Raw genomic sequence first — 16,721 nt, 5'->3', positions numbered from 1 at the left:
GCAAGACGACCTCACCGGTTTCGATCATGCGACGCCGACGCGGTTTGACCCGCCCCGCGCCCACGGGACGGGCACCTGCCCCAAGCCCGATGGCTCCCACCGTAATTTCCTCTCCTGTTCCGGTTGTCGTTCAGCCGCGCAGTACGGCGTGCAACTCCTGGAGGGAGCGCACCCCGATACCGCCATTGATCGTCGCCTCGATGCCCTGCACGGCCGCGGCCGCGCCCTGCACCGTCGTGATGCACGGAATATCCGCACCCACCGCGGCGGTCCGGATCTCGTAGCCGTCGACCCGAGGACCCGAGTTGCCGTAAGGGGTGTTGAACACGATGTCGATCTCACCATTCCTGATCCGATCGACGACCGTCGGCTCGTCGGTCGGCGACGGCTCCGAATGCTTGCGTACCCGCTCACACGGAATTCCGTTGCGCCGCAACATCTCCGCGGTGCCCTCGGTGGCCAGGATCCGGAAGCCCAGATCGTGGAGTCGTTTGACCGGGAACACCATGGCTCGCTTGTCGCGGTTGGCGATCGACACGAATACGGTACCCGCGGTAGGCAACGAACCATAGGCCGCACTCTGACTCTTGGCGAAAGCGGTACCGAAATCCGCGTCGATGCCCATCACCTCACCGGTCGATTTCATCTCCGGGGAGAGCAGCGAGTCGATGCCGGTGCCGTCGGGACGGCGGAACCGGTGGAAGGGCAGCACCGCCTCCTTGACCGCGACCGGCGCGTCGAGCTGGGCGTGGCCGCCGTCGCCCTCGGCGGGCAGCATGCCCTCCTTGCGCAGCTCGGCGATGGTGGCGCCCAACATGATTCGCGCCGCCGCCTTGGCCAGCGGTACCGCGGTCGCCTTGGAGACGAACGGCACGGTGCGGCTCGCGCGCGGGTTGGCCTCGAGCACGTAGAGCACATCGTCCTTGAGCGCGTACTGCACGTTCAGCAGCCCGCGCACGCCGATGCCCTTGGCCAGCGCCGCGGTCGAGCGGCGCACGGCCTCGATATCGCTGCGGCCCAGCGTGATCGGGGGCAGCGCGCACGCCGAGTCGCCGGAGTGGATCCCGGCCTCCTCGATGTGCTCCATGACGCCGCCGAGGAAGACCTCGGTGCCGTCGCACAGCGCGTCGACGTCGATCTCGATGGCGTCCTCCAGGAACCGGTCCACCAGCACCGGATGGTCCGGGTTCAATTCGGTGGCGCGGGAGATGTACCCCTCGAGCGCGGTCTCGTCGTAGACGATCTCCATACCGCGCCCGCCCAGCACGTAGGAGGGCCGCACCAGCACCGGATAGCCGATGCTCGTGGCGATCTTCTTGGCCTGGTCGACCGTGGTCGCGGTGCCGTACTTCGGCGCGGGCAGCCCCGCGTCGACGAGCACCTGCCCGAATTCGCCGCGGTCCTCGGCCAGGTCGATGGCGGCCGCGGAGGTGCCGACCACCGGCACCCCGGCGTCGGTCAACCGCTGCGCCAGACCCAGCGGGGTCTGTCCGCCCAACTGCACGATGACGCCCGCGACCGTTCCCGATTCGCGCTCGGCGTGATACACCTCGAGCACGTCCTCGAAGGTGAGCGGCTCGAAGTAGAGGCGGTCGGCGGTGTCGTAGTCGGTGGAGACGGTCTCGGGGTTGCAGTTGACCATCACCGTCTCGTAGCCCGCGGCCGAAAGTGTCTGCGCCGCATGGACACACGAGTAGTCGAACTCGATGCCCTGCCCGATCCGGTTGGGTCCGGAGCCGAGGATGATCACCTTGTCCCGCTCGAGCTGCGGAGCGACCTCGGACTCCGCGCCCGGATCCAGTTCGTAGCTGGAGTAGTGGTAGGGCGTCTTGGCCTCGAATTCGGCGGCGCAGGTGTCGACGGTCTTGTAGACCGGCCGCACCCCGAGCCGGTGGCGCAGCTCGCGCACCCCGTTCTCGCCCGCCAATTCCGGTCGCAGCGCGGCGATCTGGCGATCGGACAGGCCGTGATGCTTGGCGCGACGCAGCAGCGGCTCGTCCAGCACCGGCGCGGCGAGCAGTTCGATCCGCAGATCGACCAGCCCGGCGATCTCGGCGACGAACCACGGGTCGATGCCCGAGGCCGCCGCGACCTCCTCGACGGTCGCGCCGAGCCGCAGCGCCCGCTCGACCTGGTAGAGCCGTCCCTCGGTGGGGGTGCGCAGATCCTCGAGGATCGCGGGCACGTCGGTCCAGTCGCCGTCGGGCTGGGTCCAGAAGCCGGTGGCCTTGGTCTCCAGCGAGCGCAGCACCTTGCCGAGGGCCTCGGTGAAGTTGCGGCCCAGGCTCATCGCCTCGCCGACCGACTTCATCGTCGTGGTCAGCGTCGGGTCGGCGCCGGGGAACTTCTCGAACGCGAAGCGCGGCGCCTTGACCACCACGTAGTCGAGCGTCGGCTCGAAACAGGCGGGGGTCTCCTTGGTGATGTCGTTGACGATCTCGTCGAGGGTGTAGCCGATGGCCAGCTTGGCCGCGATCTTGGCGATCGGGAAGCCGGTGGCCTTGGACGCCAGCGCCGACGAGCGCGACACGCGCGGGTTCATCTCGATGACGATCAACCGGCCGTCGGCGGGGTTGACCGCGAACTGGATATTGCAGCCGCCGGTGTCGACGCCGACCTCGCGCAGGATGGCGATGCCCAGATCGCGCATCTTCTGGTACTCGCGGTCGGTGAGCGTCATGGCGGGCGCGACGGTCACCGAGTCGCCGGTGTGCACGCCCATCGGGTCGACGTTCTCGATCGAGCAGACCACCACGACGTTGTCGCGGCCGTCGCGCATGAGCTCGAGTTCGTATTCCTTCCAGCCCAGGATGGATTCCTCGATGAGCACGTTGGCCGTCGGCGACGCGGCCAGGCCGCCCCCGGCGATGCGATCGAGGTCGGCCTCGTTGTAGGCCATGCCCGAGCCGAGCCCGCCCATGGTGAACGATGGCCGCACGACCACCGGAAAGCCCAGTTCCGCAACGGTTTCGCGGACCTCGTCCATGGTGAAGCACACCCGGGAGCGGGCCGATTCGCCGCCGACCTTGGCGACGATGTCCTTGAACTTCTGCCGGTCCTCACCGCGCTGGATGGCGTCGAAGTCCGCGCCGATCAGCTCGACGTCGTACTTCTCCAGCACGCCCCGCTCGTGCAGGGCGACCGCGGTGTTGAGCGCGGTCTGCCCGCCCAGCGTCGCCAGGATGGCGTCGGGGCGTTCCTTGGCGATGACCTTCTCGACGAACTCCGGGGTGATCGGCTCGACGTAGGTCGAGTCCGCGAACTCCGGATCGGTCATGATCGTCGCCGGGTTGGAATTGACCAGCGACACCCGCAGGCCCTCCGACCGCAGCACCCGGCACGCCTGGGTGCCGGAGTAGTCGAACTCGCATGCCTGACCGATCACGATCGGGCCCGAGCCGATCACCAGGATGTGGCGCAGATCCTCGCGGCGTGGCATCAGGCTCCCTCCATGAGACCGGCGAAGCGGTCGAAAAGATAAGCGGCATCGTGTGGTCCCGCGGCGGCTTCGGGGTGGTACTGCACCGAAAAGGCGCGGCCGTCGACCAGCCGCACCCCCTCCACGGTGCCGTCGTTGGCGCAGGTGTGGGTGACCTCGGCGGCGCCGAAGGGCGTGTCGAAGCGCTGCCCGGCCTCGCCCTCGAGCGCGAATCCGTGGTTCTGCGCGGTGATGGACACCGCGCCGGTGGCGTGGTCGATCACCGGGATGTTGATGCCGCGGTGCCCGAACTTCATCTTGTAGGTGCCCAGGCCCAGCGCGCGGCCCAGGATCTGATTGCCGAAGCAGATCCCGAACAGTGGAATCCCTTCGCCCAGAACATCTTTGGTGAGCGCGACGGCGGCGTCCTGGGTGGCCGGGTCGCCCGGTCCGTTGGACAGGAACACCCCGTCGGGGTTCAGCTCCTTGATCCGGTCCAGCGAGGAGTCGGAGGGCACCACGTGCACCCGGATGCCGCGCTCGGCGAACATGCGCGGGGTGTTGGTCTTGATGCCGAGATCGACCGCGACCACCGTGAACCGGTGCGCCCCAACGGGTTCGATCGTGTAGAGATCGTCGGTGCTGACCTCCTCGGCCAGATCCGCGCCCAGCATCGAGGGCTGACCGGTGACCCGGTCCAGCAGCTCCTCGGCGGAGGCGTCGGCGGCGGCGCCGGAGAAGATGCCCGCCTTCATCGACCCGCGGGTCCGCAGATGCCGCACCAGCGCGCGGGTGTCGATGCCGGAGATGCCGACCACGTGCTGGCGTTCCAGCTCCTCTTGCAGGGTCGTGGTGGCCCGCCAATTGGAGGCCCGCCGCGCCGGATCGCGCACCACGTAGCCCGCGACCCAGATCTTCTGGGACTCGTCGTCCTCCTCGTTCCAGCCGGTGTTGCCGATCTGCGGGGCGGTGGCCACCACGATCTGGCGGTGATAGCTGGGGTCGGTCAGCGTCTCCTGATAGCCGGTCATCGCGGTGCAGAACACCGCCTCGCCCAACGTTTCTCCCGTGGCGCCGAAGGGCGCGCCGCGGAACACGCGGCCGTCCTCGAGCACCAGCACAGCGGCGTTCCCGCTCATGGTTGTTCTCCCGTCGTCGTGCCGGTCGCGCTGCCCGTCCAGGCCGGATACACCGTCTTGTCGTCCCCGCGGAATCCGGTGTCCACCTCGGTCCCGGTCGGCAGCTTCCAGCGAATTACCAGCACCCCATCTGCTGTCATTACCTTGCCCGCGTGCCCGCGCTCGGTGCGCACCGCGGTGATGGACTCCTGCGGAATCCACAGCGGCGTGGCGCCGTCGCGTTCGAGCAGGATGCCCCGCTCGAATCGGGTGAGTTCCGCCGTGGCCCGGAACCCCAGATCGCCCACCGCGATCCGGTTCTGCCAGCTGGGGGCCAGCGTGGTTCCGGTGTAGAGGCCCGTGGTCGGTTCCAGCAGTTGCGCACCCAGTTCGGCCGGGACGGTGGGCAGTTCACCGACCGCGGCGGCCTGCTTGCGCGCCTTCTTCCGCCAGGCCCGGTACATCAGCCACAGGCACAGCGCGAACAGTGCCAGCAGCCCGAGCACCCACAGCAGTCGCTCCATTTACCGTCTCGCTCTCGCCTTGCCGTCGCGCGCGGTGATCCGCCCGCGCAGCAACGTCGCCGTCACGCGCGCGGGCAGGGTCATCGCCTCGTAGGGCGTGTTGGTGGATATGCTCGCGAGCTCCGTTGCCCGCACGGTCCACTCCGCGTCCGGATCGACCAGCGTCAGATTGGCCGGTTCGCCGACCGCGATCGGCCGCCCCTGATCGTCCAAACCCGCGATGCGCGAGGGCTTTTCGCTCATCACCCGGGCCACGCCGCGCCAGTCCAGCAGGCCCGGCGCGACCATGGTCGCCACGATGATCGACAGCGCGGTCTCCAGACCCAGCATGCCGGGGCGGGCGGCGGCGAATTCGCAGCACTTGTCCTGTTCGGCATGCGGGGCGTGGTCGGTGGCGACGCAGTCGATGATGCCGGCGGCCAGGGCCTCGCGCAGCGCCGCCGCGTCGCTCGCCTCGCGCAGCGGGGGGTTGACCTTGTTGACCGCGTCGTAGGTCTCGAGCCGCGAGTCGTCGAGCAGCAGGTGGTGCGGGGTGACCTCGGCGGTGATCGAAATGCCTTGGGCCTTGGCCCATTTCACCAACTCGACGGTGCCCGCGGTGGAGGCGTGGCAGATGTGCACCCGCGCCCCGGCGTCGCGGGCCAGCAGCGCGTCGCGCGCCACGATCGACTCCTCGGCCGCGCGCGGCCAACCCTGCAAACCCAGCCGGGCGGCATTGGGGCCCTCGTGCGCGACCGCGCCCACGGTCAGCCGCGGCTCCTCCGCGTGCTGGGCGATGAGCACGCCGAGCGAGTTGGAGTACTCGAGCGCGCGGCGCATGATCAGCGGGTCGTACACGCAGTGCCCGTCGTCGGAGAACATCCGCACGCCCGCCGCCCCGGCGGCCATGGTGCCCATCTCCGCGAGCTGCTTGCCCGCGAGGCCCACCGTCACCGCGCCGACCGGGTACACGTCGACCAGCCCGACCTCCTGCCCGCGCCGCCAGACATGGTCGGTGACGACCACGCTGTCCGCCACCGGGCTGGTATTGGCCATGGCGAACACGGCCGTGTAGCCGCCCAATGCCGCTGCGGCGGAACCGGTTTCGATGGTCTCGGTGTCCTCGCGGCCGGGTTCGCGCAGGTGCGTGTGCAGGTCGACGAAGCCGGGCAGCAGGATCTGGCCGGTGCCGTCGATGATTTCGTCGTGCCCCTCTCCGTCCCCGGCGCCCTGCTCCTCTTTGTTCCCGGCCCGCTTTTCAGCGGGAACGATCTCCCGGATGATCCCGTCCTCGACGAGGACGTCGACCGGCTCGCCCTCGCCGTAGGGGCGAACGTTCTCGATCAGCACCCGGCTCACGCCACCACCTCTTCGGCTCCGATCAGCAGGCGGAACAGGACCGCCATGCGCATGTGCACCCCGTTGGTGACCTGTTGCAGCACAGCCGCTTTCGGGGAATCCGCGACCGAGGGCGCGATCTCCATACCGCGCAGCATGGGCCCGGGGTGCAGGACCACGGCGTGGTCGTCGAGCAGCGCCAGCCGTCGCTCGTTGAGTCCGTAGTTGATCGAGTACTCCCGCGCGGAGGGGAAGAAGCCGCCGTTCATCCGCTCGGCCTGCACGCGCAGCATCATGACCGCGTCCGCGCCGGGCAGTTCGGCGTCGAGCGAATGCGCGATCCGCACCGGCCACGCGTCGACCCCGACCGGCAGCAGCGTGCGCGGGGCGACGAGCACGACCTCCGCGCCGAGGATGTGCAGCAGGAACGCGTTGGAGCGCGCGACCCGGCTGTGCAGGATGTCGCCCACGATGACCACGCGTTTGCCGTCCAGATCGCCGAGCCGTTGCCGCAGCGTCAGCGCGTCGAGCAGGGCCTGGGTCGGATGTTCGTGCATCCCGTCCCCGGCGTTGATGACGGCCGGACCCGGGCCCGCGTATCCGCTCGCGCCCTCGGCGAATTCGCCGAACCAGCGCGCGATCTGGTGGGCCGCGCCGGAGGCCGGATGCCGCACGATGAGCGCGTCCGCCCCGGCGGCGTGCAGGGTCAGCGCGGTGTCGCGCAGCGACTCGCCCTTGGACACCGACGAACTCGACGCGCTGACATTGATGACGTCGGCGCTCATCCACTTCCCGGCGACCTCGAACGAGACCCGCGTGCGGGTGGAGTTCTCGAAGAACACCGTCATGACCGTGCGCCCGCGCAGCGTCGGCAGCTTGCGCACCTCGCGCCCGAGCAGCGCCTGCTCAAAACGCTGGGCGTCGTCCAGCAATTCGGTCGCGCTGGCCCGGTCCAGATCGGTGACCGACAGGAGATGCCTCACTTCTCGTCCCCCTGATGCAGGTAGACGCCGTCGCGGCCGTCGTGTTCGGTCAACAGCACGGAGATGTCCTCGGTCCGGGCGGTGGGCACGTTCTTGCCGACGTAGTCGGCGCGGATGGGCAGTTCGCGGTGGCCGCGGTCGATGAGGACCGCCAGCTGCACGGCGCGGGGGCGGCCCAGATCGCGCAGGCCGTCGAGCGCCGCGCGGACGCTGCGGCCGGAGAACAGCACGTCGTCGACCAGGACCACCAGTGAATCGTCGATGCCGCCCTCGGGCACCGAGGTCCGCTCCAGCGGGCGGTGCGGGCGGTTGCGCAGATCGTCGCGGTACAGGGTGATGTCGAGCGAGCCGACGGCCGGGCGCACCCCGGCGAACTCCTCGATGCGGTCGGCGAGTCGCGCCGCCAAACCCGTTCCGCGCGTGGGGATTCCGATCAGCACCACGCGGGGCGAGCCCGGCTCGCGGGAGTCCAGCGCGGTCTTCTCGATGATCTGGTGCGCCATGCGCGCGATGGTCCGGCCGACATCCTGAGCGGACAACAGCTCCCGCCCGGCACCCACCCAATCCGGGTCGTGCCGTTGCGAGTATTCGCCCGCGCTCGACCTGGCGGCCCGATCCTCGGGCACGGCCATGTCGACCTCCTTCCCCGCCTCACAGGACGGTCCTTTAAAGGATGTCTTCCGGGCACGAAGACTAGCAGCGCGCCCGCGACCGCCCGACGGCGGGGTACCCGGTGTGAGCGCCGCCACCTGCGCCGATACCCGGCATTCCACTGAGCGGCGAGTGGCCCGTACACCGTAAATCCCTGTGTGACATGCTGGATGGGTGAGCAATGAGGCCGACTTCTCCGAACCGCGGCGACTGCGCTTCACCGGCCTGGGCGGCATCACCCTCGCGGGCGAGAGCTGGGGTCCCGAGGACGGGCCGCTGGCGGTGTTCCTGCACGGTGGCGGCCAGACCCGGCATTCGTGGAAGGAATCCGGCGCGGCCCTGGCCAAGGCCGGGATGCGGGCCGTGCTGCTGGACGCGCGCGGGCACGGCGAGAGCGACTGGGCGCCCGACGGCGACTACCGCCGCGAGGCCATGACCGCCGATCTGCTCGCCGTCCTCGCCGAGCTCGGCCGTCCCGCGATCGTGGTCGGCGCGAGCATGGGCGGGCTCACCGGTCTGCTGGCGACCGCGCGGCCGGGTCACGAGTTGATCGCCGGGCTGGTCCTCGTCGACGTCGTGCCGCGGCCGGAGCACAAGGGCGTCGAACGCGTCCTGAACTTCCTCGGCGGCCATCCCGAGGGTTTCGCCACGCTCGACGAGGCCGCCGACGCGGTGGCCGAATACCTCCCGCATCGCAAGCGCCCGCGCAGCACCGACGGCCTGCGCCGCAATCTCCGTCAGCGCGCGGACGGCCGCTGGTACTGGCATTGGGATCCGGCGATGATGTCGGGCCGGGGCGAGGACATCGAACTGCACACCGAGGTGCTCGAGGACGCCGCCCGTCGGCTGACCCTGCCGGTCCTGCTGGTGCGCGGCCGACTCTCCGATGTGGTGAGCGAGCAGGGCGTGGCCGAGTTCCGAAAGCTGGTGCCGCACATGGAATATGTCGAGATCACCGGCGCGGCCCACACCGCGGCCAGCGACGTCAACGACGCGTTCTCCGACGCCGTGGTCGATTTCGTGCGCGCTCACCTCGAGGGTCGGGGCACCACCGAATCGGCATGACTGGAACCTGACGTCGGGTCATGGTGCACGGTCGGATTCATGGATACCGAATTCGAGGTCGGTCGCGTCTTCGACCGTTACTTCCGGGCACTGGACGAGAAGCGTTTCGACGCCGCGCATTTCGCGACCCTGTTCGCACCCGAGGGGAGGATCGTGCGGCCGAACGACGCGGTCACCACGGGACCGGCCGCCATCGCGGCGAGTCACGCGCGGAGTTTCGCTCGGTTCGACGCGACCCAGCACCTCCTCACGGGGCGCGATGTGACGATCGAGGGCGACGCGGCGGCGGTGTGGGCGAATATCGTGGCCATTCATCTGTGGCGGGGCACACCGGCCGACGCGAGCATGCTCGATCGCTCGTTCACGGCGGGCGGGGTGATCACGGCGGCGGCGGTGCGGACCGCGGCGGGCTGGCGGCTCACCGAGGTCCGCAACCGAATCCTCTGGCGCACAGGGCTTTTCGGGGATATGGCGCGGAGTCGGTGACCGTCAGGCCGCGGCGCGGCGGCGGACCGTGCGCTCGAGAATGCCGAGCGTGGCCTTGAGCGCCGACTCGGGCACCACGGGGAAGGGGAAGCGCCGCTTCCATTTCTCCTCGACGCCGGACCAGTCGTAGTACGAGGTCACCAGCGTGCCGCCCGCGACGGGTTCGAGGCGGTAGCCGTAGACGTGCTCGAGTCGGAGTCGGCGCTCGCCGCGGCCCTCGACCGTCCAGGCGATCTCCCGATTCGGGGTGAGCGTTCGGATGACGACCTCGACGTCGTATTTGCCGAGGGGCACATCGCCGAGGGCCTCGCGGTCCATATGGACCACGAACCGGTCGCCGGGTCGGCGCACCCGCTCCCCCTCGGCGGCGAGCAGCATGCCCGAGGCGTCGATGTCGACGTGGCCCGCGGGGTCGGTGAGGATCGCGAAGATGTCCTCCGGCGCGGCGGGCACGAGCCGGGAAACCTCTGTGCGCTCGACCTTTTCGCGCAGCGGCGGGGTCTCGGCGGTGGCGATGAGGACCGCGCGGCCGAGCGTGTGACCGGACATGGTGAAGCCGAGCAGGGCGGGCGTGGCATCGGCGGGGACGCCGAGGGTTTCGACGTCGAGGGCGTACACCACGACGAAGTAGCGGTGCGGTCCGTCCCCGGCGGGCGGGGCCGCGCCGATGAAACGAGCGATGCGGGCGTCATTGGGCAACTGGTAGGCGCCCGCGGGCAGGCCCGAGCCGGTGTCGTCGCCCGCGCCCTCGGGCAGTTCGGTGACGGTGGCCGGGATGTCGGCGACGGCCCAGTGCCAGAACCCCGAACCGGTCGGGGCGTCCGGATCGTAGACGGTGACGGCGTAGCTCTTGGTGCCCTCCGGCGCGTCCCGCCAACTCAGTTGCGGCGAAACGTCTTTGCCGCCGGGGACGCCGGAGGACCACTGCGCGGGCGGCCACGCGGCGCCGTCGGCGACGGTGGTGCTGGTGACGGTGAACGAGGCCGCCTCGGGCAGACGAGCGAGCGGATTCATGCGGGGCTTCCTTTCGAGCGGTACGAATCGACCATAACACCGATAATCGATTATTTACAGCATGATCTATGATGGCGAACATGTCCTCCCCTACCGCACCGGCCGCCCGGATGCTTTCCGAACAGGTCTACGCCCAGCTGCGGGAGGCCATCCTGCGCGGCGAGCACGCGCCCGGCGCGCCACTGAAACCGCAGGATCTGGCGAGCGCGCACGGGGTGAGTCTGGCCGTCGTGCGCGAGGCGCTGGTCCGACTGGTCGGCGACGGCCTCGCCGACCGGTTGCCCAATCGGGGTTTCGCGGTGCCCGCCTACTCCGATCGCCGCTGGCAGCAGATCGCCGAGGCACGTCGCACGATCGAGCCGGCGATCCTGCGCATCTCCGTCGAACGCGGCGATCTGGACTGGGAGGCGCGCGTGCGCGCGGCCCATCACCGCCTGGCCCGCACGCCCGCCTTCGCCCCCGACGAGGGCGAGTACTACACCGCCGCCTGGTCCGAGGCCCATCGCGTCTTCCATCGCGCCCTGCTCGAGGGGTGCGGGAATCCGGCGCTGCTGGACACCTTCGACAGGCTCTGGACCGCAAGCGAATTGACGCGTCGGTGGTCCACCCAGCGCCATCCCGATCGCGACGGCGCGACCGAACACCGCCGCCTCGAGGAGCTCGCCTTGGCCCGCGACGCCGACGCGGCCGCCGCCACGCTGGCCCGGCACCTCACGCTGACCGCGACGGGCCTGACCGATTGAGTGGTCACCGCCACGCGCACCGACACGAGGAACTCGGCCTCGCCGACGGCTCACCGTTCCCATGGAAAGCTGGGCGCCAACCCGAGACGACGGCGTCACGCCGTTCATCCGATCGAGGAGCGCACAGTGCGAGCAGCTCGTTTCAGCCGGTTCGGGGGACCCGAGGTCCTCGAGATCGTCGATCTGCCCGAACCGCATCCCGGCCCCAGGGAGGTGCGAATCGCGGTGCGGGCGGCGGGAATCAATGCCAGTGACTGGAAGAAGCGCCGGGGCGAGCTGGACCAAGGGCTGCCGCAGGCCCTCGGATACGAGGCGGCGGGCGTCGTCGACGAGGTGGGTTCGGGGGTCACCGAGGTGGCCGTGGGGGATCGCGTGTTCGGGTTCACCGCGCACGAGGGTGCGCAGGCCGAGTCGGCCGTGCTGGCGCATTACGCGCCGATCCCGCCGTCGCTGGATTTCGCGCACGCCGCCGCGCTCCCGGCCGCCCTCGAAACGGCCACGCGCGCCATCGATCAGCTCGGTGTCCGCGACGGCAGCACGCTGCTCGTCAACGGCGCTTCGGGCAGCGTCGGCAGCGCGGCCGTGCAACTCGCGGTGGCACGGGGCGCCCGCGTGATCGGCACGGCCGGTCCTGCCAATCACGACTATCTGCGCTCCCTCGGGGCCGATCCCGTCGCCTACGGTCCGGGTCTGGTCGAGCGCGTTCGGGCCTTGCGGCCCAACGGCATCGACCTCGCCCTCGATGTCGCAGGCAGCGGTGTCCTGCCCGAACTCATCGCCCTCACCGGCGACCCGGGCCGCGTGGTGACGCTCGCCGATTTCGCCGGGGCCCGCGCGCACGGCGTCACCTTCAGCCGCGGCGATGCCGGACGCGCCCTGCACGCCCTCGACGACATCGGCGAACTGCTCGAGACGGGCCGCTTCACCCTGCCCGACGTGCACACCTTCCCCCTCGCCGAGATCGCCGAGGCCCATCGGGTCGGCGAAAACAGCCGTGTGCGCGGCAAACTCGTCCTGGTGGTCGGGTTCGACCGCTGACCCAGCGTCGCCCCCGCACTGCCCTTCGCCGAACCCGTTGTGGCGCACGAGAACCCGTTCTCCGTACCCTGAGAACGAGTTCGAGGGGGTCCGGGGTGAAGCGCCTGCTGTTTCTCGTCATCGCGATCGTCGTCGGGGTGTCGACCTACGACTACGCCACGTCCGCCGGGCATTACGGGCTCGTGGTGGTCGCCGGGGTCGTCGCCGTGCTGGTGCTGGCGAGCAAGATCGTCGATTAGCGCCTCGGATCCGACCGAACCCCGGGCGCTACTCGAGCCGGTGTTCCTCGATCGGGGTGCTCAGGTCGACGCCGTTGAGCGTCAGGTAGAGCTGGCGTTCGGTGACCGAGACCGCGAGGGTGTTGCGGCGGTCCAGGTTCGCGGCGGCGTCCACGACGTCACGGTCGAGGCTGTACAGCGGGATCTCCTCGGCGCGGTGGATTCGCTTGCCGGACAGCTGGTTCAGGACCTTCGCCGGGTCGCGATGGGTGTAGATCGCGACGCGTCCGGCGAGCTTGCTGCCGCGGTGGACGCGGTCGGCGTCGGGCGCGCCGATCTCGATCCACGCCGTGATCCGGCCGGTGAGATCGCGGACCAGCACGGCGGGTTCGTCGGTCGAGGAGACGCCGCCGTCGCTGAAGGCGATGCCCGGCTCGTATTCGAGGCAGTAGGCCAGCAGGCGCGTGACCATGAATTCGGCCGTCTCCGAGGGATGCCGGGCCAGCCGTACGTCCAACTCCTCGTAGACGCCGCGGTCGACGTCGGCGAGGTGGACGCCGACGGTGTACAGGGTCGCGCCGAGGGCCATAGTCGCGGCAGCTTAGCCGAAACCATAATGACGAACACTATTGTTCGTTATTCTGGCCGCCTCGAAAGCATTTGGAAGGCAGGTGACTTCGTTGTCGAAGATCTCTCGCTGGGCGGCCGCCGCGTTCGGTGCGCTGGCCGCCGTGACGCTGGTGACCGCGGCCCCGGCGGTCGCGGACGACGCCCCGGCGGCGTGTTCCACGACCTCGACCGGCGGCACGATTCCCCAGTCGGTCACGAAGGACAACAACCGCCCGTATCTGTTGAATGTGCCCGCGGGCCTGCCGAATCCGGCGCCGCTGCTCGTGGCGGTACACGGCGGACAGGACAATCCGGCCCACTTCGAATCCGTGACCGGCTGGACCCCGTACGTCGCGCAGAAGAAGGCCATCGTGGCCTACCCGCGAGGCAGCAAGGACGACGGCAACGGGAACTGGTCCTGGGATTTCGCGCACAACTCCGGCGACGTCACCGTCCTGCGCGACATGGTGGCGCAGATCTCCGCCCAGTACTGCGTGGATCAGCACCGGATCTATTTCAGCGGCCACTCCAACGGCGGCCAGATGACCTCCCGAATGGCCTGTGACGCAACCGATCTCGTGGCCTCGGCGGCGGTGTACGCGGGCCCGGCCCCGACCCTGTCCGACGACGACTGCCCCGCCTCACGCCCGATCTCCTTCGGCGTCATGCTGGCCGACGACGATCCGCTCGTCTGGCAGGTCGTCGCCGAACAACACCGCGACCTGTGGCGGCGCAAGGACAGCTGCGGCACGTCACACACCGAGACGGGTCCGGAGGTCCTCACCGGCACCCGCTACGACTGCGCCGCGGGTACCCAGGTGGTGTACCGGCTCTACGACAACGGCGGGCACCTCTGGCCCGGCGGCGCCCGGGGCGCCGATGTGCGCGATCGGATGTGGAGCCTGTTCACGGCCAGTCCACGCCCCTGAGTGCTGACGCGGCTGGCGGTTGTCACGGAATCGGGGCGGGCGGCATCTGATGGGAAACCGCCCGACCCCGAGGGGACTCCCATGCCGGACCCGGCCACCGACGCCTTCGTCGCCCATCGCAATCTGCTGTTCACCGTCGCCTACGAGATGCTCGGCTCGGCCGCCGACGCCGAGGACGCGTTGCAGGAGACGTGGTTGCGCTGGTCCGCGGTCGACCTGGACGGGATTCGGGACCAGCGCGCCTATCTCGTGCGCATGGTCACCCGGCAGGCGTTGATGCGGGTGCGGTCGCTGGGGCGGCGCAAGGAGTCGTATGTCGGTTCGTGGCTGCCCGAACCGTTGCTCACCGCGCCCGATGTCGCCGAGGACGTCGAACTCGCCGAGAGCGTGTCGATGGCGATGCTGCTCGTCCTGGAGACCCTCGCACCGACCGAACGCGCGGTGTTCGTGCTGCGCGAGGTCTTCGACCTGGGCTACGACGAGATCGCCGACGCGGTCGACAAGACACCGGCCGCGGTCCGCCAGATCGCGCACCGCGCCCGCGCCCACGTGGCCGCGCGCCGCCCCCGCGGCGAGATCTCCCCCGCCGAGACCCGGCACGCCCTCGCCGCCTTCCAGCGCGCGGTGGAAACCGGTGAGCTGCAAGGACTTCTGGACATCCTGGCACCCGACGTCGTCCTGATCGGCGACGGCGGCGGGATCGCGCAGGCGGTGCTCGACCCGATCGTCGGCGCGGACGCGGTCGCTCGCGTCCTGAGCCCCGGACTGCACCACATCGATGCCGCCTCGCTGCGGCCCGCGCAGGTCAACGGGTATCCGGCGCTGATCCTGTGGCGCGACGGCGAGGTCGATACGGTGCTGGCCCTGCGCGTGGAGGAGGGGTTGATCACCGGGTTCTACTCGGTCCGCAATCCGGAGAAGTTGTCGCGGCTGCGGCAGGAGACGGCGTTGCGGCGCTGATCGTCAGTTGTCGCAGCAGCCCTCTCCGCAGCAGCAACAGCAGTCCTCGCCGCAGTCGCAGCATTCGCAGCAGATCATGCCCTCGCAGAAGGGGATACAGAATCCGCCGCGCCGGGGCGGTCGGCCGTAGCCGTACCCGTAGGGCGGCGGCGGATAGCCGTAACCCGGTGGCGGATAGTCGTATCCGGGCGGGGGACGGCGGCGGCGCCAGCGGCCGCTCGGCGGGGCGAAGGTGCGCTGGACGGAGTGGCGCAGCTCGTGGATCAACAGGGCGCGCACGAGACGGTCGTCGGTGAATTCGGCCTCGGCCAGGGCGAGTTCGATACCGAGCAGGGCGTCCGCGCAGAGCCGGTGCGCCTCGTCCACGCCGGAACCGGTGGCGGCCAACGGATTCCATTTGCCCCGGGCGTGATCGTCGGCCAGGTCCTCCACCGCGTCGAGGAGATGCGCCGTGCGACCGAACAATCGGCCCGCCTCGGTGAGCGCGTCGACATTGCGCGGCCGTCCGGCGAGGATCGCCGTATGCCCGAACGCCGCGGCGGTGGCGGCCTCGGTCGGTTCGGTCACTTCCAGTAACGCGGTGCCCGGCCCGGCGGCGGCCTCGACGGCGATCTGCCGATCCACCGCACGCAACAGCACGGCCGTGTCGAAACCCAGGGCCGCGCCGCTCTCGGTGCCCTGCCGCGCCCACCGATCCGCGATACGCCGTGCGGCGGGGCGCAATCCGGTGGTCCCGGCCCACCCGTCGCCGTCGTCGGCGTGATCGCGGACCTTGGCCGCGGCCAGTACCAGCGAAACCGTCGCCGCGAGCCGTACGCAGTCGCCGGTGGCCACCTCCGCGCGCCGCATGCCGCGCAGCGGGCACGGCCCGGCGGCCCGGCGACTCGTGCCCGGCGACTGGGCCTCCACGAGCGCGGAGATCACCAGCCCGTCGTAGTTGGTCGCCACCCGGGCGGCCTGACCGTGACCGTCGCGCAGAGCCAGACACAGCCCACACAGCTGGGCCAGCCACGCGCGGCCCAACTCCTCGCCCAGTCGATGCCGACACGGGCGGATGATGCCGAACATCCCTCGACGGTAACCCCGTCGCGCGAACGCCACGCCGAGATCGGCCGCGCGGATGCGAAATTGGGTGGCAAACCGGAAATTCGCCCGTCACCCTGATGGAATGGAATGTCTGGGAATCGATTTCGGCCGCGTGATCCAGGGGGCGCCCGGCCCCGACGGCACGGCCGACACCGTCTTCCTCGGCGCGAGCCTCGCCGAGGCGGTCGAATCACCCGCCACGCCGGGGGCATTCGAGGTGCTCCCGGATCTGATCGCCCGGTTCGAGGGCCGCGCGTGGATCATCTCCAAATGCGGTGAGAACACCGAACGCAAGACCCGGGCCTGGCTGGACCATCACGCGTTCTACGACCGCACCGGCCTGCCGCGCGGCCACGTCCGATTCTGCCGCCAGCGCGCCGACAAGGCGGTCGTCTGCGCCGAACTGGGCATCACGCACATGATCGACGACCGGCTCGACGTGCACCGGGCGCTGCGCGACGTCGTCCCGCACCGCTACCTGTTCGGGCCGCAGGAGGAGATCCCGGACTGGGTGGTGCACACGCCCGACTGGGACGCCGTCGCGGCGCTGGTGCGGTGAGCT

General features: G+C 70.1%; 16 protein-coding genes and 1 pseudogene. 8 read left to right on the top strand and 9 right to left on the bottom strand.

The window, feature by feature from the left end:
- Positions 1 to 130: 130 nt before the first annotated feature.
- From carB to pyrR, 6 genes are read right to left on the bottom strand one after another with little or no spacing between them, the layout of a single operon-like run.
- On the bottom strand, positions 131 to 3,439 hold the full coding sequence (gene carB, locus ACWDSJ_RS16000) for a carbamoyl-phosphate synthase large subunit (protein WP_450032654.1): 3,309 nt from the start codon (positions 3,437 to 3,439) through the stop codon (positions 131 to 133).
- Positions 3,439 to 4,557, bottom strand: a complete 1,119-nt coding sequence (carA, locus tag ACWDSJ_RS15995) for a glutamine-hydrolyzing carbamoyl-phosphate synthase small subunit (RefSeq protein ID WP_450032652.1) — start codon at positions 4,555 to 4,557, stop codon at positions 3,439 to 3,441. Before carA ends, carB begins: the two co-directional genes overlap by 1 nt.
- Positions 4,554 to 5,060, bottom strand: coding sequence for a PH-like domain-containing protein (locus tag ACWDSJ_RS15990; protein WP_450032650.1), 507 nt, complete (start codon positions 5,058 to 5,060; stop codon positions 4,554 to 4,556). The genes carA and ACWDSJ_RS15990 overlap by 4 nt, the downstream gene beginning before the upstream one ends.
- A complete protein-coding gene (locus ACWDSJ_RS15985; protein WP_450032649.1) occupies positions 5,061 to 6,398 on the bottom strand; it encodes a dihydroorotase in 1,338 nt (445 codons plus the stop codon).
- A complete protein-coding gene (locus ACWDSJ_RS15980) occupies positions 6,395 to 7,360 on the bottom strand; it encodes an aspartate carbamoyltransferase catalytic subunit (protein ID WP_450032647.1) in 966 nt (321 codons plus the stop codon). The genes ACWDSJ_RS15985 and ACWDSJ_RS15980 overlap by 4 nt, the downstream gene beginning before the upstream one ends.
- Entirely contained in the window at positions 7,357 to 7,992 is a 636-nt protein-coding gene (gene pyrR / locus ACWDSJ_RS15975) for a bifunctional pyr operon transcriptional regulator/uracil phosphoribosyltransferase PyrR (RefSeq protein ID WP_387365549.1), read from the bottom strand. The genes ACWDSJ_RS15980 and pyrR overlap by 4 nt, the downstream gene beginning before the upstream one ends.
- Before the next feature lie 193 nt (positions 7,993 to 8,185).
- Here pyrR and ACWDSJ_RS15970 point away from each other — a divergent pair, with 193 nt between their 5' ends.
- Together ACWDSJ_RS15970 and ACWDSJ_RS15965 are read left to right on the top strand one after the other, a co-directional pair.
- A complete protein-coding gene (locus ACWDSJ_RS15970) occupies positions 8,186 to 9,076 on the top strand; it encodes an alpha/beta fold hydrolase (protein ID WP_450032644.1) in 891 nt (296 codons plus the stop codon).
- Positions 9,077 to 9,115: 39 nt separating this feature from the next.
- Entirely contained in the window at positions 9,116 to 9,562 is a 447-nt protein-coding gene (locus ACWDSJ_RS15965; RefSeq protein ID WP_450032643.1) for a nuclear transport factor 2 family protein, read from the top strand.
- A 495-nt stretch (positions 9,563 to 10,057) separates the two neighbouring features.
- Here ACWDSJ_RS15965 and ACWDSJ_RS15960 read toward each other — a convergent pair.
- Positions 10,058 to 10,576, bottom strand: a pseudogene (locus ACWDSJ_RS15960) (YbhB/YbcL family Raf kinase inhibitor-like protein); the annotation flags it as partial.
- Positions 10,577 to 10,656: 80 nt separating this feature from the next.
- Here ACWDSJ_RS15960 and ACWDSJ_RS15955 point away from each other — a divergent pair.
- From ACWDSJ_RS15955 to ACWDSJ_RS15945, 3 genes are all read left to right on the top strand, one after another.
- Positions 10,657 to 11,319 carry a GntR family transcriptional regulator gene (locus tag ACWDSJ_RS15955; RefSeq protein WP_450032641.1) on the top strand — a complete coding sequence of 221 codons (663 nt, stop codon included), beginning with the start codon at positions 10,657 to 10,659 and terminating at the stop codon, positions 11,317 to 11,319.
- A 126-nt stretch (positions 11,320 to 11,445) separates the two neighbouring features.
- Positions 11,446 to 12,357, top strand: a complete 912-nt coding sequence (locus tag ACWDSJ_RS15950) for an NADP-dependent oxidoreductase (RefSeq protein WP_450032639.1) — start codon at positions 11,446 to 11,448, stop codon at positions 12,355 to 12,357.
- Between the two features lie 95 nt (positions 12,358 to 12,452).
- Positions 12,453 to 12,596 (top strand): hypothetical protein, encoded by a 144-nt coding sequence (locus tag ACWDSJ_RS15945; protein WP_450032637.1) that lies wholly within the window; start codon positions 12,453 to 12,455, stop codon positions 12,594 to 12,596.
- A 28-nt stretch (positions 12,597 to 12,624) separates the two neighbouring features.
- On the opposite strand, the gene ACWDSJ_RS15940 is transcribed toward ACWDSJ_RS15945, so the two are convergent.
- Positions 12,625 to 13,164 (bottom strand): YaeQ family protein, encoded by a 540-nt coding sequence (locus ACWDSJ_RS15940; RefSeq protein WP_450032635.1) that lies wholly within the window; start codon positions 13,162 to 13,164, stop codon positions 12,625 to 12,627.
- Positions 13,165 to 13,255: 91 nt separating this feature from the next.
- Between ACWDSJ_RS15940 and ACWDSJ_RS15935 the strand changes: the two genes are divergently transcribed.
- Positions 13,256 to 14,113: an alpha/beta hydrolase family esterase gene (locus tag ACWDSJ_RS15935; protein WP_450032633.1), complete on the top strand. Its 858-nt coding sequence runs from the start codon at positions 13,256 to 13,258 to the stop codon at positions 14,111 to 14,113.
- Between the two features lie 81 nt (positions 14,114 to 14,194).
- Positions 14,195 to 15,073, top strand: coding sequence for an RNA polymerase sigma-70 factor (locus ACWDSJ_RS15930; RefSeq protein ID WP_450032631.1), 879 nt, complete (start codon positions 14,195 to 14,197; stop codon positions 15,071 to 15,073).
- A 3-nt stretch (positions 15,074 to 15,076) separates the two neighbouring features.
- On the opposite strand, the gene ACWDSJ_RS15925 is transcribed toward ACWDSJ_RS15930, so the two are convergent.
- A complete protein-coding gene (locus ACWDSJ_RS15925; protein WP_450032629.1) occupies positions 15,077 to 16,141 on the bottom strand; it encodes a DUF5685 family protein in 1,065 nt (354 codons plus the stop codon).
- A 100-nt stretch (positions 16,142 to 16,241) separates the two neighbouring features.
- Between ACWDSJ_RS15925 and ACWDSJ_RS15920 the strand changes: the two genes are divergently transcribed.
- Positions 16,242 to 16,718 carry a hypothetical protein gene (locus ACWDSJ_RS15920; RefSeq protein WP_450032627.1) on the top strand — a complete coding sequence of 159 codons (477 nt, stop codon included), beginning with the start codon at positions 16,242 to 16,244 and terminating at the stop codon, positions 16,716 to 16,718.
- Positions 16,719 to 16,721 lie beyond the last annotated feature (3 nt).

The organism is Nocardia sp. NPDC003482, assembly GCF_053588115.1.
The sequence above is the reverse complement of the archived record's forward strand: the minus strand, read 5'-3'. Positions and strand labels throughout refer to the sequence as shown.

Excerpts from the sequence above, each read along its gene's own strand:
- carB (WP_450032654.1), bottom strand. The coding sequence starts at position 3,439 with ATGCCACGCCGCGAGGATCTGCGCCACATCCTGGTGATCGGCTCGGGC.
- carA (WP_450032652.1), bottom strand. The coding sequence starts at position 4,557 with ATGAGCGGGAACGCCGCTGTGCTGGTGCTCGAGGACGGCCGCGTGTTC.
- ACWDSJ_RS15990 (WP_450032650.1), bottom strand. The coding sequence starts at position 5,060 with ATGGAGCGACTGCTGTGGGTGCTCGGGCTGCTGGCACTGTTCGCGCTG.
- pyrR (WP_387365549.1), bottom strand. The coding sequence starts at position 7,992 with ATGGCCGTGCCCGAGGATCGGGCCGCCAGGTCGAGCGCGGGCGAATAC.
- ACWDSJ_RS15965 (WP_450032643.1), top strand. The coding sequence starts at position 9,116 with ATGGATACCGAATTCGAGGTCGGTCGCGTCTTCGACCGTTACTTCCGG.
- ACWDSJ_RS15955 (WP_450032641.1), top strand. The coding sequence starts at position 10,657 with ATGTCCTCCCCTACCGCACCGGCCGCCCGGATGCTTTCCGAACAGGTC.
- ACWDSJ_RS15940 (WP_450032635.1), bottom strand. The coding sequence starts at position 13,164 with ATGGCCCTCGGCGCGACCCTGTACACCGTCGGCGTCCACCTCGCCGAC.
- ACWDSJ_RS15930 (WP_450032631.1), top strand. The coding sequence starts at position 14,195 with ATGCCGGACCCGGCCACCGACGCCTTCGTCGCCCATCGCAATCTGCTG.
- ACWDSJ_RS15925 (WP_450032629.1), bottom strand. The coding sequence starts at position 16,141 with ATGTTCGGCATCATCCGCCCGTGTCGGCATCGACTGGGCGAGGAGTTG.
- ACWDSJ_RS15920 (WP_450032627.1), top strand. The coding sequence starts at position 16,242 with ATGGAATGTCTGGGAATCGATTTCGGCCGCGTGATCCAGGGGGCGCCC.